Raw genomic sequence first — 13,263 nt, 5'->3', positions numbered from 1 at the left:
GTTCCTTACGTTGTTGGATCAGTCGCCGGTCGGCGGCTCGTAGTACGGGTCGCAGTCGGTGCAGATGGCGAGTTCGCCGGGCCAGTCGGGGTTGGGGACGATCCCGTCGTCGCAGTCAGCGCGGGTGCAAGTCACGGAAGCTCCGGGGCTTCGCTGGCCATGAGTCCTCCTAGCGGTGGTTGATGGTGCCGTTGGCGCGGCCGAAGAGGCCGGTGGCGGTGATGTTCTGGGTGATGTGGGTGGTGGTGACCGGGGTCCGTCGGGTGGTGCGGAGGACGACGGGGGCGGCGATGACGGCGGCGACGATGAGGGCGGCGGCGGACCACAGGGCGTGGGTCATGGCGATGAGTCCCGGGGCGGCGTAGGAGAGGCCGACCCCGGCGGCGGCGACCCCGCCGCCGACGGTCGGGGCCAGCAGGGCGGTGGTTCGCGCCCACGCGGGGATCTGCTGCGGCGCGGGCGGGGGCGGCGCAGCCCCGGCCGGGGTGGGCGGGGTGGTGGGGTGGGTGTAGGCAAGGGTGCGGGTTCCGTTCGGGAGGGTGACGATCTCGACTCCCGGGGGGAGGCTGGCCGGTCCGTGGGCCGGGTTCGGGGTGGTGTGGGTGGTGGGCGGGAGGGTGGTGATCTCGTATGTGTCATGCACGGTGGTGGCCCTTTCGTGGGCGGCCGGGCGGGGTGTGGGGTGCCTGTCATCGGCCTGTCACCCGTGCCTGTCTGCGGCCTGTCATCTGTCACCTGTCTGTCACCTGTAATTCGCAGGTCACAGGGGGGTTTCCGGGCTCCGGGCCGGTATCGGGCCCGGGGTGTGTCCGGGGTGACAGGCGGGGGTGGGGGTCAGGTGTCGGTGTGGTGCTGGCGGTGGACGTAGCGGGCCTTGCTGCCCTCTCCGACCCGGGTGATCTCACCCTCGGCCGCCCATTCCTTCAGCCACTTCTGGATCACCGGACGGCGGGTGCCGAACGTGTCCTTGAGGGCGCGTTCCATCGCGGACGCTCCGGTGCCGTCGGGCCCGGCGTCGATGAGGAGTTGGAGGGCGGCGTTGCGGGCGTCGGGCTTGTCGAGGTCGCGGGGAGTGGTCCAGGTTCCGGGGTCGGACCAGTCGGCCCCGGCGCCCGCCTCCGGCCCGGCGCCGGGCCCGGTGGTGTCCCGGTCGGCGGCGGGGAGGCGGAACAGCGCCTCCAGCTCGTCGGCGCCGGGGGTGGGCGGGGGCTGGTCCCATCCGGCAGTCGCTTTCCACCGCGCCCCGCCCGGTTCAGCGGGCGCGGACGGTCCGGTGGTCGGGGACGGCCCCGGACCACGGCCGGGGGCGGGGGCGGTGGTGGTGGTTTGGGGCCAGAGGTGGCCGCACCGGTCGTGGGTCCAGCGTTCGGTGTAGGAGGGTCCGGCGGCGGTGGCGGACGGGGCGTCGAGGGCGGGCCGCCGCCGGGCGGTCGTGACGCAGACGGTTTCGATGCCGGAGGGGGTGATGCGCCACTGCTGGGCGGTCTTGGGCTGCTTGCCCTCGGTCCCGACGAGCATCGAGCCCGGGCCGGAGAAGGAGTTCTCCGCAGACAGGGCCCGCCACCCGAAGACGTGCCCGAGTTCGGCGTCCTCGGTGGTGCCGGTGCAGACCCGGTTGGACGCCATCTTCCGCACCATCGGGTCCGGGAGGACGTCCGAGGTGACGCGCAGGACGGAGACGACGGCGCGGATCGCCATCGCGCGGGCGATCCGGATCACCTCGGAGATCCCGGCCATCACGGCCCGTGCCTCGCGGGTGGCGGACACCTCGGCGCCCTCGTCCACCACGATCACGATCTCCGGCACCTCCGGGGACACCGGGAGCTTGTCGTCGTCCTCGGCGCGCATGTGCTGCTGGTAGGTGACCTTGCGGGCCTTCGCGATCCGGACTGCGGCTTCCAGCATCAGTTTCGCCTCGCCGGGGGTGGACGCCACCCAGTCGACCCCGGGAACGGGGACCGCCTCCATCGCGGTGGGGTCGCCGCTGGTCTGGGCGTCACGCCAGGCGTGGAGCCAGGGCAGGCCGAGGGAGCCGCCGTTCAGGTCGATGACCCAGACCAGGGTGTCGTTGGTCTGGTTCAGGCGGGCGATCAGGGTGTGGAGCCAGTTCGTCTTCCCGGTGCCGGTCGCCCCGGTCACGATGGTCGACGCCTGCCGCATGTCCAGCTCCGAGCGTCCCCCGTCCGGCAGCAGCGCGACCGGCGCGGGGTTGTTGACCGTGGTCGTCTCCGCGATCTCGTCGACGGGGAAGGGGAGTTCGCGGCCGTGGTAGGAGTGGGTGGCGACCTCGATCAGCACCCGGCGCCGCGACACCCCGGGCAGGACCTGGAGGCCGCAGCCGTCGGGGAGGTCGAGGTCGGAGGCGAGGGCGTCGGCCCGGTCCGCGATCGCCCGCCGCGTCGTCCCGCCCTCCGGCAGCTCCACCTCGACGGTGTAGCCCATGCCGGACGGCCAGTGCTCGATCCCCGCAACCGTCACGTCCTCGACACGGCAGACCCGGGCGATCCGGTCGATCCACTCGGCGGCCAGCGCCCGACGCGTCCCGATCGTCAGCAGCATCCGCCGCCGCGCCTGCTCCGTCTCCTCGTGCGCCGCGAACCCGACGGCCAACGTTCCTGCGGTGATGCTGCCGACGGTCAGCGCGCCGAGCGCGGCCAGCGACACCGGGCCGCCCGTGCCGAGCGCCCACCCGGACCACGTCCCGGCCGCCGCCCAGCACCCCGCCCGGAAACTCAGGGTCGCGGCGGTCACCCGGCGGCGGACCCCCGCCACCGTCGTGCCCACCGCCCCGGCCGCCCCTGCGGCGAACGCCCACCCGGCGGGCATCCCCGCGCTGTGCGCCAACGCCGTCGCCACCAACGTCCCCGCCGACGCGTTCAGCGTCCCGGTCAGCAGGCCATGACCCGCCGACCAGTCCACCCGCACCCCACCAGCCTTGCTGTTCTTGCTGCTCACAGGGTCTCTCCTCCAAGGGACAGGAAGGGCCGGCCCCGCGCTCATGCGGGGACCGGCCCGGAACCGGACGGGGTGGGACGGGTCAGCCGACGTTCCAGCGGCGCTCGCCGTCGAGGCCGTTGCGGGGGTTCTCGTTGCGCTCGATGTCCTCGGCGTGGACCCGGCGGAAGGTCACGCCGACCTCGGCCAGGGAGTCCACGACCCGGCTCATCGCCCGGTAGCCCTGCCCGATCTCTTCCACCACCCGCTCGTCCACGGGGAGTTTCTCGTCGGACAGCTCCGCCAGGACCCGCAGCGTCTCCTGCACGGTGGCCATCGCCTCGGGCAGGTCGTCCACCAGAACCTGGAACTCGTACATGTGCTCCGGGTCGAACGTGGACGCGGCCTGGAGCATCACCTCAGCCGCGTCGGACAGACGCGAAAACCCGCCCTGGGTACCGGTGTCGGACACGTTTCCTCCAGCGTGATCGATTCCGCCCAGCACGATCCGTGCCGGGCCCCGCCCCGAAAGGACGGAAGCCTTGCTACCCGGCGCCGTGCGCCGGGGGTTGCTGACGGTGGTGTCCGGCACCGGCACCTGGCCCGGACGGCCGGTGCCGAGGATCTCCGCGTCCCGCGCGGCACGGACCCGCCGGGCCCGCTCCGCCAACCGCCGCCACACCGCCCGCATGTGCTTCAGCGCCCTGCCCGGGTGCTTCGCGTTCCACAACCCGGACACGACACCGACACCCGCCGCCAGCACCGCCGCACCCGCCATCCGGGCACCATGCCGCACCGCCGACCTGCGCAACGCCCGCCGCTCCGCCTTGCCGGGCCGGTGCCCCGCCGACCGCCGCAACGGCGCCCCCGACGAGTCGAGCCCCGACTCACGCAACGCCTTCGCCACCCCCCGGGCCACACGCCGCTCAGACCGCGCGGCACTCTTCCCCGCCCGCGCCCCGGCACTCCCCGACAGCCATGACGAACCGCTGCCCGTACTCCCGGCGCGGCCCGGCGTCGACCGCAGGTTCCCCGTACCCGTGGGGTCCTGCCGTCCCGGCCCGGTCTGCTGCGGACGCGCCGGACGAACCTCGCCCCGCGCCCCCGCGCCCGGACCGGACACGGAGACGGGGGCGGAACCCAGCGCGGACACCGAGCCGGGGACCGGCCTGTGGGGCCTGCCCGGAGCCGTCCCGGGCCCCGTCCCGCCCGGCCTCGCAGCCTGGGACGGGACCTGCGCGGCATGCCGCTGGGGAGCCGGGGCCTGGTGACCGCCCGTGCGGGCGCCACTGGCTCCCAGCACCGACCCGAGCGGACGCGGAGCACGCGCCCCACCACCCACACGACGAGCAGCAGAAGAAGCCACCGAGCCGGACCCGGTAGCACTGGAACGGGACTTGAGGGTCTGGGACTTCGCTTTGCGGCGGACCAGGCGGCGGGCCAGCCCCGCCGCCCCCGCCACACTGACCACGGCACCAGCGGCAGCCAGCCCCACCGGCCCGGCCACCGACGACAACCCCGCAGCGACCGCGCCGACCGCGTTCGCACCAGCCACAGCCAGCGGAACCCCCGGCAACCCAGCCGCAGAAGACGTGTTCTCGGCCGGAGCCGGATCGGGCGGCGGCGCCTGGGGCACCACCTCAATGACGGTATCGGTCATGCTGCGAACTCCTCTCGCACACGCTGTTCAGGGGTGTCGGTGCAGGTCACGCAGGTGCCGAGCGATGTGGGGATGACGTATCCGGCGTCCCGCCCGCAGACGGGGCAGGTGCGGCGGGCCCGCATCGCCGCGGCCAGCGCCGTCCGGCGGCCCGGCGTCATCGGGCGCACGGGGCGGGCCAGGTCGACGCGGTAGAGGTAGGCCACCAGCGGCCCCCGACCACGGCGTCGGGGGCGCTGGAGTTCGGCGGCGATGTCTTGTCCGCCGGGGCGGAGTCCGGCGGCGCGGAGCTGGCGGCGGGTCGCGAGTCCGGGCGGGGCGTGGCGCCAGTGGTAGACGGGGAGGGCGGTCATTGGGCGCTCGCGATGGCCAGCGGCACGGAGCCCGTGCCGGGGGTGCGGTGTTCGGCGTAGCGGGCGGAGACCCAGCCGAGTGACCAGCCGCACAGTTCCGCCGCCTGCCGCACCGGCAGACCCTCAACAGCCGCAGCAGCGGCGATCCGACGGGCGAGGGGTTCGGGCTGCTTCTCGTTCACCGGGCCGCCGGACAGCAGCGCGGCCCGCTCCCGGGCCTCGCTCTCAGCCTGTTCACGTTCCCGCTCCGCCTGTTCACGGACCCGGGCGGCGTGTTCACGGGCTTCCCGTTCGGCCCGCTCCTGGGCCTCGCGGCGGGCGGTTGCTTCGCGCTCCAGGCGTTCGGCGGTCCGGCGCTGTTCAGCCTCCCGTGCCCGGTGTTCACGCTCCCGCTCGGCCTGTTCACGAACCTGGGCGGCGTGTTCACGGGCCTCCCGCTCCGCCCTGTCCCGGGCCTCCCGTTCGGCGCGCTCGGCGGCGCGGGCAGCATGTTCACGGTCGGCCTGTTCGCGGGCGAGGCGGGCCTCGTGCTCGCGCTGTTCACGGGCGAGTGCGGCGGTGTGTTCGCGTTCCTCGCGAGCCCGGCGGTCGGCGGCCTCCCGCCGCTCCACCACCGCCCGCTCCCGCGCCTCCCGCTCCCCCCGGGCCCGCTCCCGCTCCGCCCGCTCCTCCGCGTTCAGCCGGGTCACGGCGGCGGCGATAGCCCGCCGGTAGGCGAGGCTAGTCTCCGCCGTCACGATCAGCAGCATGGGCGCCACCGCGTGGACAGCCACCCCCACCAGGTCTTTCCGCAGCGCCGACTCCGCGACGTTGAGAGCGAGGGTCATGAGGCCGGTCATCCACCGCAGCACCACCGACCACCGGCCACCGTCCGCGCCCAACCGCGCCAAGACGTCATCCAGCTTCACCACGATGACCACCGCCGCGTCCACCACCACCGGCAGGATCGGCGCGGTCCAGTCCCACTCGTCAGCCGTATGCGCGGCCATCAACGGGGTCACGGTCAGAACGGAATAGAGCATCGCCCCACCCACGATCATCCACGTCCCCACCGACAACGCACGCTCCGCTGAACGAATCTGAACCCTGTTCATCCAGCACCACCCTCCGGCCCGAGCACGGGCATGGGGACCGCCCGCCAGGCGACCTGGGACGCGGGCAACGACGACGGCGGCCCCCAACCGGACGGGTCCGCGCCGTGCGCGACGGCGGACGCCTCGGCGTCGTGAACACTGGCGTGGACGCTGTGAACAGCACCCCAGCGCAACAGCACCACCACCATCCCCGGGGCCACGGGCGCCCGGCGCGCCGCCCGCAACGCCTCCTCCAGATCCACGACCCGGGCCCCGGCCGCCTCCAGCTCACGGGTGACCTCGAGGAGGTCCCCCCGGGCGATCTCGGTGTCGTTCTCCGCCTCGTCCAACCGGCCGCGCAGCTCCCGGACCTCATCCTGAGCCCGGGCCACCTCCCGCCCCGACCGGGTGGCGTCTTCCACCAGGGCCCGCAACCGTACGGCCCGCACCAGCCGGATCACTCCGCCCCCTCCAGCCGGTCCCCGAACCCCACCAGCCGGATGACGGCACCCGCGTACGCCGCGGTCGCCTTCATCACCCACGTCAGGCCCCCGGACTGCGTCCCCACGGTCACCGTGCCCGGGGCGATGGCCAGGGCCTCCCGCCACGCCACCACCGGCACCAACAGCCCAGACAGCGTGCTCACGCGGCGGCCCCCGTCCCGGTCTGGCGGCCACGGCCCTGGCCGGACCGGCGCGGGCCCGAACCGGACCGGGGCTGGGGAAGGGCGATGACGTTGAACAGGCCGGGGGCGTAATCCTCGATCACCTGGGCGGCGAGCCGGATGGTGTCGTCGGCCAGGTGCGGGGCGTCGGCGAGGATGTCGCGGGCCGCGTCCAGCCGCGCCGCCCGCTCCTCCTCGGTCTCACCTTCGACGCCCAGCCACAGCTCCGGCGGCGTCCCGAGGGCGAGTTCGATGAACTCGGTGGTGTCAGCGGCCACATGTCCGGCCACAATGTGCTTCACGGGTTGTTCCTCTCAGGCGGAACGGCTCGTGGCGGCCCCAGTGCTCGAATCACTGGGGCCGCGCCGTTCAGGAGGGGACCGCCGCCGCGAACGCGGGGGCGGGAAAGGGCCGCAGATGGCGGCCGGGGCCCCGGGCCGGATCCGATCCGGCGCCGTCACGACCCCCGCACGAAGCGGGTCCGGGGCAGTGAAACAGGTCAGGCAGTCAGACGGTCAGGCGTGGCGGGGGCTCCAACGGCCCTCGCGGACGGCGGACAGCTCATCCAGATAGCCGTCCACCGCCTCACCCATCCGGGCAGCGTCACCGTGCTGCCCTACCTCAGCGAGGTCACGCTGCGCGGTACGGGCCGACGCGACATCACCCGCGATATCAGCGGCCAGCTCCGCGTCCGGGACCGTGCCCCGGGAGAAGAAATGACGAGCGGCAGACATACACACTCCCCTGATCATCGGCATGGGCCGGGAACTCCCGACTCCCCGCACCCCCGCCCGTCCAGCCACCACACGAAACCGCGGGGGCTGGACGGGCGGGAGAGGCAGTCGGCCGCAGCGTCACCGCCGCGAGACCAAGAAGAGACAGACCGGGAAACGGATCACGGCGCTCGCCCGCCGGTCCATCACGGCGGCGCCCAACGATGTCTTCGGTACACCGGACCCCCTGGGGTCGAAGGAACAAGGACTGCTGCAAGGGGGACCTCGTCCCCACCCTCCGGCCGTTGCTCGCGGTCACCGGGCCACCTCGCCAGTCGGGCCGAAACCCTGTCCCCTGGCCTTCAGCGGGATCGCAGCGTCCCCGCCTTCTGCACCGGAGCAGCCCGACAAGGGCCCCTCCGGGTGGTTCACCAAGACGGCAGGAATGCCGCCGCAAGTGGGCACACTTAATGGTGTTGCACCACCTGCTCAACTTATTGGTACAAGCTGATGCAGTGATGTTGCACCCACGGACAGTGAGCCGTCAAGGGATTGGAGCCCACATGTACCAACAAGTTGAGCGAGTGCGTCATGATGGGCGCATGAACAAGCTGCCGAAGTATCGCCAGGTAGCGGACGCGCTGCGCCGCGACATTGATGGCGGCACCTACACCCCGGGCGCGCGCTTGCCCTCGGAGAGCGATTTGATGAGTCGCTTCACCGCATCGCGCAACACGGTCCGGTCCGGCCTGAAGCTGCTCGTCAGCGAGGGGCTGATCTCGTCCAGCCAAGGTCTGGGCTACGAGGTTCGCAAGCACGAGGTCTTCGAGCTGAACGCTTCACGCTTCGAGAACCTGACCTTCCCGCAGACCGGTGACGCCTACAGCACCGACGTGGCGAACGCGGGACGGCGCCCCACTCAGTCGTTCAGGGTGGAGGTGACGCCTGCGGACGAGTACGTCGCCACCAGGCTCAAGGTCGCCGCACAGGCAACCGCCGTCCTCCGGTTCTGCCACCGCTTCGTGGACGACGTGCCGTGGTCGACGCAGGCCACGTACTACCCGGACTGGCTGGTGCGGGAAGCCCCCCGTCTAGCCGAGCCCGGGGACATCGCCGAGGGCACCACGCGCTATCTGGCCGGGATCGGCGTCGGGCAAGTGGGGTACTTCGATGAGGTCTCGGCGCGCATGCCCACTCCCGATGAGGCCCGTCTCCTCGACGTCTCGGAAGGCGTCCCGGTCCTCCTCTGGACTCGGACCGGCTACTCGGAGACCAAGCCGATCCGGTGCACGATCACGACGTTCCGTGGCGACCTCAACCGCATGAACTACGAGATCGGGACGCTCACAGCCCGAGAAGAAGGAGACGTACAGACGTGATCATCGAACGGGCGACCCCTGACGACCTTCCCAAGCTGTTGGCCTTCAGGGAGGAAGCAGCGGCTTGGCTAACGCTCCGGGGCACCGACCAGTGGCAGCGGCCCTACCCCGCTGACAAGCTCCTCGCCACCATCGCCGCAGGCGATGTCTTCATGGTGCGGGACGGCTCAGTCACAGCCGCCACCATCACGCTGACCTGCGAGGCCGAAGAAGGCTTGTGGGCCCCTGAGGAGCTTGAAGCCCCCTCGCTGTTCGTGAACAAGCTGACCGTGGCCCGGTCCCACGCCGGTCGCGATCTAGGCGGGCGGCTGCTCGACTGGGCCGGGGACCAGGCGCACCGGGCGGGCGTCACGTGGGTCCGCCTGGACGCCTGGACGACCAACACCAGGCTCCAGGAGTACTACCTACGTCACGGGTTCGCGCATGTCCGAACCGTCACGGACGGTGGGGCGATAAACGGCGGTCCGCGCGTCTCGGGCTGGCTCGCACAGCGCCCTGCGGCGCCGAGCGAGACGCATGGTCTCGTTGACCGGACCGAGGTCGCCGGTTACCCGGTTCCCTCCTGACGGGGCGGACGCCGCCATGTGTTCCTGTTGTCCTGGTCTTTGTCCAGTACGCCGATGTTCGCCGTCATTCAGGGTCGTACGCGCACCCCGTGCCACCTGCTGTTTGAACCCCTACGAACGCCCACGTACGGCCGTGCGCACAGTTGGAAAGCGTGTTGGGGGCAACCCCTCACGAGTTCGAATCTCGTATCCTCCGCCAGTGCCTCACCGGGCACTAACGTCGAAGGCTCTGACTGGTTTCCGCCGGTCAGAGCCTTCCTCGCGTTCCAGGCCAGGGCGACTCAGCCGACGCGGCCGGACGCCCCACGCCACTATCCGGCGCCCTCTCCGTTGTCGCGTGGTCTCAGTTTTGACCTCAGTTGCGCTTCCGCACTCCGATCCGCCCCACGTCCGAATCGTCGCCCCCTTCCAACCATCTGGTCGCGTAGCGCCCACAGACGACCTCCGCAGACCCTGCGCAGGCTGGAGATACCGATCCGACTCAGGCGCTTTTTAGTCGAAATCAGCCCTAATGTGTAAGACTATCCCCGCTGCGGCTAAGCACAGGGCTGTCCTCCGCTGCCGCCAAACACGGAACCGTGCACTCAGCCCTCTCCCCTTCGCAGTTTCAAGGACCCAACAGTGCGCGAGCAGCCACTGCACGACGGCGGCGAGCAGGCCGACCGCCACGACTAAGACATCGTTTCTGTTGGCTTGATCGTTCGTTGAACTGTGTGTGACGGATCTGGTTGAGCGTTTGGTGCCGGATGAGTTGTGGGTGCTGTTCCGGCGAGTGGTGCCGCCGACGGAGAACAGGCGCCCGCAGGGCGGGGGCAAGCGGCGGGCCGGTGACCGCGAGGCCTTGGCGGCGATCGTCTTCGTGGCCACATCCGGCTGCACGTGGCGGCAGTTGCCCCCGGTGTTCGGCCCGTGCTGGCAGACGGTGTACCGCCGCTTCGCCCAGTGGAGCCGGGACCGTGTCTGGGCCCGGCTCCACCGCGTGATCCTGGACGAACTCGGCGCCCGCGGAGAGCTGGACTGGTCGCGGTGCGCGATCGACTCCGTGAGTGTCCGGGCCGCAAAAGGGGGCCACTGACCGGACCGAATCCGACCGACCGTGGCAAGCTCGGATCGAAGATCCACCTGATCACCGACCGGAACGGACTGCCCCTGTCGCTGGGCATCTCGGCCGCGAACATGCACGACAGCCTCGGCCTGATGCCCCTCGTGCGCGGCATCCCGCCCATCCGCTCCCGCCGCGGACCACGACGGCGCCGCCCGGCCAAGCTCCACGGCGACAAGGGTTACGACTACGCCCACCTGCGCCGATGGCTCCGCGGCAGAGGCATCCGCCACCGCATCGCCCGCAAGGGCATTGAGTCCTCCCAGCGCCTGGGCCGCCACCGCTGGGTAGTCGAACGCACGGTGTCGTGGCTGACCGGCTGCCGACGACTCCACCGCCGCTACGAACGCAAGCCCGAGCACTTCCTCGCCTTCGTCGGCATAGCCGCAGCCCTCATCTGCCACCGCAGACTTACCAACTGAAACAACGTCTAAACCCACAACCAGGGCGACCTGCTCGCCCTGCTTCTTGGATCGGCGAACCGAGCGGCGTCAGGCAGAGCGTCGTATCGGGCGGCGGCTCATCGAGTCCCGCCCAGCCGCGCCGAGCCGGAGGAAGCGGACAGGTGCGGCATACACGTGGCGCCGCCTACCGCGGCTGATCCCACATGCCACCGTGTCTGCGCCCACACTGGGACGTCACCCCGAACGTGGTCCGCAAGCTGAATCGCCATGAAGGAATTCCCCCTCCGCCCAAGACCGTTGGCGCTCCCCGCGCCGGGCGTATGACAGCACGCACCACCGACAGCATGTAAGAAGTCGATCGCCAGGAGTGACGATCTTCCGCTATGCCTCCGGGGCCGAGCGCGTCGCCTCCCCCTGTCCCTCGATGGCGCGAGCGATATCCGGCCATGGAGCACGCAAGGCGCCGAAGAGCGACCAGTAGTCGTAGGCGGCTCGAACCATGGCGCTGACGCCGAGGCGGGTGGCTTCGGGGTCGATGGCGCCTATGACGCGCCGTGTGATTCCGCCGGCACCCCGAGCTGCTGGGGCGATCCCGTGGCCGAGCAGAAGCGTGGCGGTACGGAGGGCATCCAACGTCGGTGGTGGCGCCATCTGTGCGAAGCGCCCAAAGACCAGGGGTTGCCAGCTCGCCCTGGTACGCGCCCAGGCCAGGCGTTCCAGCCCAGTGCCGAGGTCAACGGCCATCCGGTCCGGGTGATCAGTGTTCCACAGGAGGACGATGTCGCCGAGGGTGAGGTCCAGGTGGCGGAAGCGTAGTGTGATGCCTTCGACCTGCCGTCGGCGCCACGGGGTGAGCGTTCCGTAGATGCTCAGGTGCCTTGTGTGGAAGCCGAGTTGGGAGAGGACGGTCAGCCAGCCGTCGAGGATGGCGCCGTACTCGCCCAGGCCGCCTATGGGGTGGACTCGGGAGACGTTGACGAAGGAGGTCAGGAAGCCGTCCATCAACCGGCCTTCCGCGTCCCGTTGGCCGGTGAAGCGGACGACCGGCTGCGGGATGAATCCGCCTCGATACGTGCGGGGTTGGCCGTCCTTGAGGACCGGGTCCAGGGCCTGGACAGCGGAGATCGTCAGTTCGGTCTCCCTGCCCCACCTGAGCGGGAGGCAGGCGTCACGTGGGGCGCCGACCCGCGCGAAGCCGGCTTCCAGGGAGTCGAGGATCTCCCTCCACGTGGGTGATCTGCGTGGCGGCTGGTAGGGGCTGCCCCGGTGCGGGTGAAGAATCTCGATGCGGGGGCCGTCGGCGGTGAACTCCCAGTGGGGTCCTAACGCGGCGCTCAGTACGCCGGGTATCCGCTGGGCCAGGTCGTCTCCGACGGTGCCGGCGGCGCGGGTCAGCACGATCGGGCCGACATCGCCTGGAAGTGGCGCGCCGGGTCGAAGCGCTGCATTCCGATCGCCTGGACGCGCTGGTGGTCGAGGCTTTCCGCCCGTTCGATCGCGTCGGCGAGCCTTCGTGCCGCGGTCTCGTCCTCCTCCCTGGGGTCGACGACCGCGACCGCGCCCGTCTCATCGCACAGGGCGGCGTGGACGCAGGTTCCTCCGCGCCAGGTCAGGGCGGCCATGGGAGTGCCGGCGCGGAGGGATTCACCGAAGACCGCGGCACCGGCTTCCACGTACGTGCGAGCGTACGTGTAGACGAAGACCGAGGCGTCGACTATGGCTGCGGTCTTGGCGGGACCGCCGAGTTCGCCGATCCACTTCACGTGGTCGGCGCTGAAGAGGCGTTCGTGACGTCGCACGTACGCCTCGTCGAAGACGGGGCCGACGATCCGAATGCGGCGCCCAAGGATCTGGGCCGCCCGCACGGCGATGTGCGGTGCCTTCTCCTCGTCGATCCGGCCGAGCCAGACGAGATCGGTGCCCGCAGTGGCCGGCGGCTCCTTCTCGTCGAGGCCGAGGTGGACGGCGAGCTCAGGGATCGGCTGGTGGTCCGCGTACCGTTCGATCATCTCGGGCGAGTAGCAGTAGAGCCGGGAGCGCTGGCCGTCAAAGGCGGTGGCGGTGTGCTGGAAGACGGGCGAGTGCTGGAAGGTGGCGACGTCGCAGTCCAGCTCATTCCAGGTGCGCGTCCACGCGGGAAGCGACGGGTACTCGTGGCCGACGACCAGGAGGTCGTACCCCGTGTCGCGCAGCTCGCGCTCGGCGAGCGATCCGGTGGAGATGTCCTCCAGGCGGACCGGCTTGCGGACCCAGTCGTGCTCCAGGTCCGTGAGCCAGCCCGGCCCGAGGAGGTGTACGTCGGCGCCTGCGGCACGGGCGCCTACGGCGACCGCCCACAGCCATCGTTCGATCCCGCCGTATCCGGCGGGTGGAAAGGCGTAGCTACCAGGGAAGTCGCAGACGCCGACGAGCACG

At 71.2% G+C, this 13,263-nt stretch carries 14 protein-coding genes; 3 read left to right on the top strand and 11 right to left on the bottom strand.

Translation table 11 applies throughout. The features are described from left to right. Positions 1–169: 169 nt before the first annotated feature. The 9 genes from ACVWNX_RS18190 to ACVWNX_RS18150 all read right to left on the bottom strand — a co-directional run bounded on the left by ACVWNX_RS18190 (position 170) and on the right by ACVWNX_RS18150 (position 7,418). The gene (locus ACVWNX_RS18190) at positions 170–643 is read right to left on the bottom strand and encodes a hypothetical protein (protein WP_454408251.1); all 474 of its coding nucleotides are present in this window, start codon (positions 641–643) and stop codon (positions 170–172) included. Between the two features lie 191 nt (positions 644–834). Beyond that, complete coding sequence (locus tag ACVWNX_RS18185; RefSeq protein WP_454408249.1) at positions 835–2,955, bottom strand: hypothetical protein; 2,121 nt, start codon at positions 2,953–2,955, stop codon at positions 835–837. Between the two features lie 82 nt (positions 2,956–3,037). Further along, positions 3,038–3,829, bottom strand: coding sequence for a hypothetical protein (locus ACVWNX_RS18180; RefSeq protein WP_454408247.1), 792 nt, complete (start codon positions 3,827–3,829; stop codon positions 3,038–3,040). Positions 3,830–4,590: 761 nt separating this feature from the next. Continuing rightward, positions 4,591–4,947, bottom strand: coding sequence for an RRQRL motif-containing zinc-binding protein (locus ACVWNX_RS18175; protein ID WP_454408245.1), 357 nt, complete (start codon positions 4,945–4,947; stop codon positions 4,591–4,593). Next, the gene (locus ACVWNX_RS18170) at positions 4,944–6,041 is read right to left on the bottom strand and encodes a DUF2637 domain-containing protein (protein WP_454408243.1); all 1,098 of its coding nucleotides are present in this window, start codon (positions 6,039–6,041) and stop codon (positions 4,944–4,946) included. Before ACVWNX_RS18170 ends, ACVWNX_RS18175 begins: the two co-directional genes overlap by 4 nt. Beyond that, positions 6,038–6,481 (bottom strand): hypothetical protein, encoded by a 444-nt coding sequence (locus tag ACVWNX_RS18165; RefSeq protein ID WP_454408241.1) that lies wholly within the window; start codon positions 6,479–6,481, stop codon positions 6,038–6,040. Before ACVWNX_RS18165 ends, ACVWNX_RS18170 begins: the two co-directional genes overlap by 4 nt. Then, complete coding sequence (locus ACVWNX_RS18160; protein WP_454408240.1) at positions 6,478–6,666, bottom strand: hypothetical protein; 189 nt, start codon at positions 6,664–6,666, stop codon at positions 6,478–6,480. The genes ACVWNX_RS18165 and ACVWNX_RS18160 overlap by 4 nt, the downstream gene beginning before the upstream one ends. Next, positions 6,663–6,986, bottom strand: a complete 324-nt coding sequence (locus ACVWNX_RS18155) for a hypothetical protein (RefSeq protein ID WP_454408239.1) — start codon at positions 6,984–6,986, stop codon at positions 6,663–6,665. The genes ACVWNX_RS18160 and ACVWNX_RS18155 overlap by 4 nt, the downstream gene beginning before the upstream one ends. Positions 6,987–7,199: 213 nt before the next feature. Next, positions 7,200–7,418 carry a hypothetical protein gene (locus tag ACVWNX_RS18150; protein WP_454408237.1) on the bottom strand — a complete coding sequence of 73 codons (219 nt, stop codon included), beginning with the start codon at positions 7,416–7,418 and terminating at the stop codon, positions 7,200–7,202. Positions 7,419–7,999: 581 nt separating this feature from the next. On the opposite strand from ACVWNX_RS18150, the gene ACVWNX_RS18145 reads away from it, so the two are divergent. The 3 genes from ACVWNX_RS18145 (at position 8,000) to ACVWNX_RS18135 (ending at position 10,866) form a co-directional block, all read left to right on the top strand. Continuing rightward, positions 8,000–8,776: a GntR family transcriptional regulator gene (locus ACVWNX_RS18145; RefSeq protein WP_454408235.1), complete on the top strand. Its 777-nt coding sequence runs from the start codon at positions 8,000–8,002 to the stop codon at positions 8,774–8,776. Then, positions 8,773–9,342 carry a GNAT family N-acetyltransferase gene (locus ACVWNX_RS18140; RefSeq protein ID WP_454408233.1) on the top strand — a complete coding sequence of 190 codons (570 nt, stop codon included), beginning with the start codon at positions 8,773–8,775 and terminating at the stop codon, positions 9,340–9,342. Before ACVWNX_RS18145 ends, ACVWNX_RS18140 begins: the two co-directional genes overlap by 4 nt. A 724-nt stretch (positions 9,343–10,066) precedes the next feature. Next, positions 10,067–10,866, top strand: a protein-coding gene (locus ACVWNX_RS18135; protein WP_454414822.1) for an IS5 family transposase whose coding sequence is annotated in 2 segments (ribosomal slippage) — positions 10,067–10,405 and positions 10,408–10,866 — 798 coding nt in all. Because the reading frame shifts where the segments join, the coding sequence is not laid out codon by codon here. Between the two features lie 363 nt (positions 10,867–11,229). Here ACVWNX_RS18135 and ACVWNX_RS18130 read toward each other — a convergent pair. Continuing rightward, positions 11,230–12,246: a hypothetical protein gene (locus ACVWNX_RS18130; protein ID WP_454408231.1), complete on the bottom strand. Its 1,017-nt coding sequence runs from the start codon at positions 12,244–12,246 to the stop codon at positions 11,230–11,232. Continuing rightward, positions 12,240–13,262 carry a glycosyltransferase gene (locus ACVWNX_RS18125; RefSeq protein WP_454408229.1) on the bottom strand — a complete coding sequence of 341 codons (1,023 nt, stop codon included), beginning with the start codon at positions 13,260–13,262 and terminating at the stop codon, positions 12,240–12,242. The genes ACVWNX_RS18130 and ACVWNX_RS18125 overlap by 7 nt, the downstream gene beginning before the upstream one ends. Position 13,263 lies beyond the last annotated feature (1 nt).

The sequence above is a fragment of the Streptomyces sp. JNUCC 64 genome, from assembly GCF_054484115.1.
This window is presented reverse-complemented; position numbering and strand designations above follow the sequence as displayed.

Coding starts and splice junctions, on each gene's coding strand:
- ACVWNX_RS18145 (WP_454408235.1), top strand. CDS start 8,000: ATGAACAAGCTGCCGAAGTATCGCCAGGTAGCGGACGCGCTGCGCCGC.
- ACVWNX_RS18175 (WP_454408245.1), bottom strand. CDS start 4,947: ATGACCGCCCTCCCCGTCTACCACTGGCGCCACGCCCCGCCCGGACTC.
- ACVWNX_RS18150 (WP_454408237.1), bottom strand. CDS start 7,418: ATGTCTGCCGCTCGTCATTTCTTCTCCCGGGGCACGGTCCCGGACGCG.
- ACVWNX_RS18170 (WP_454408243.1), bottom strand. CDS start 6,041: ATGAACAGGGTTCAGATTCGTTCAGCGGAGCGTGCGTTGTCGGTGGGG.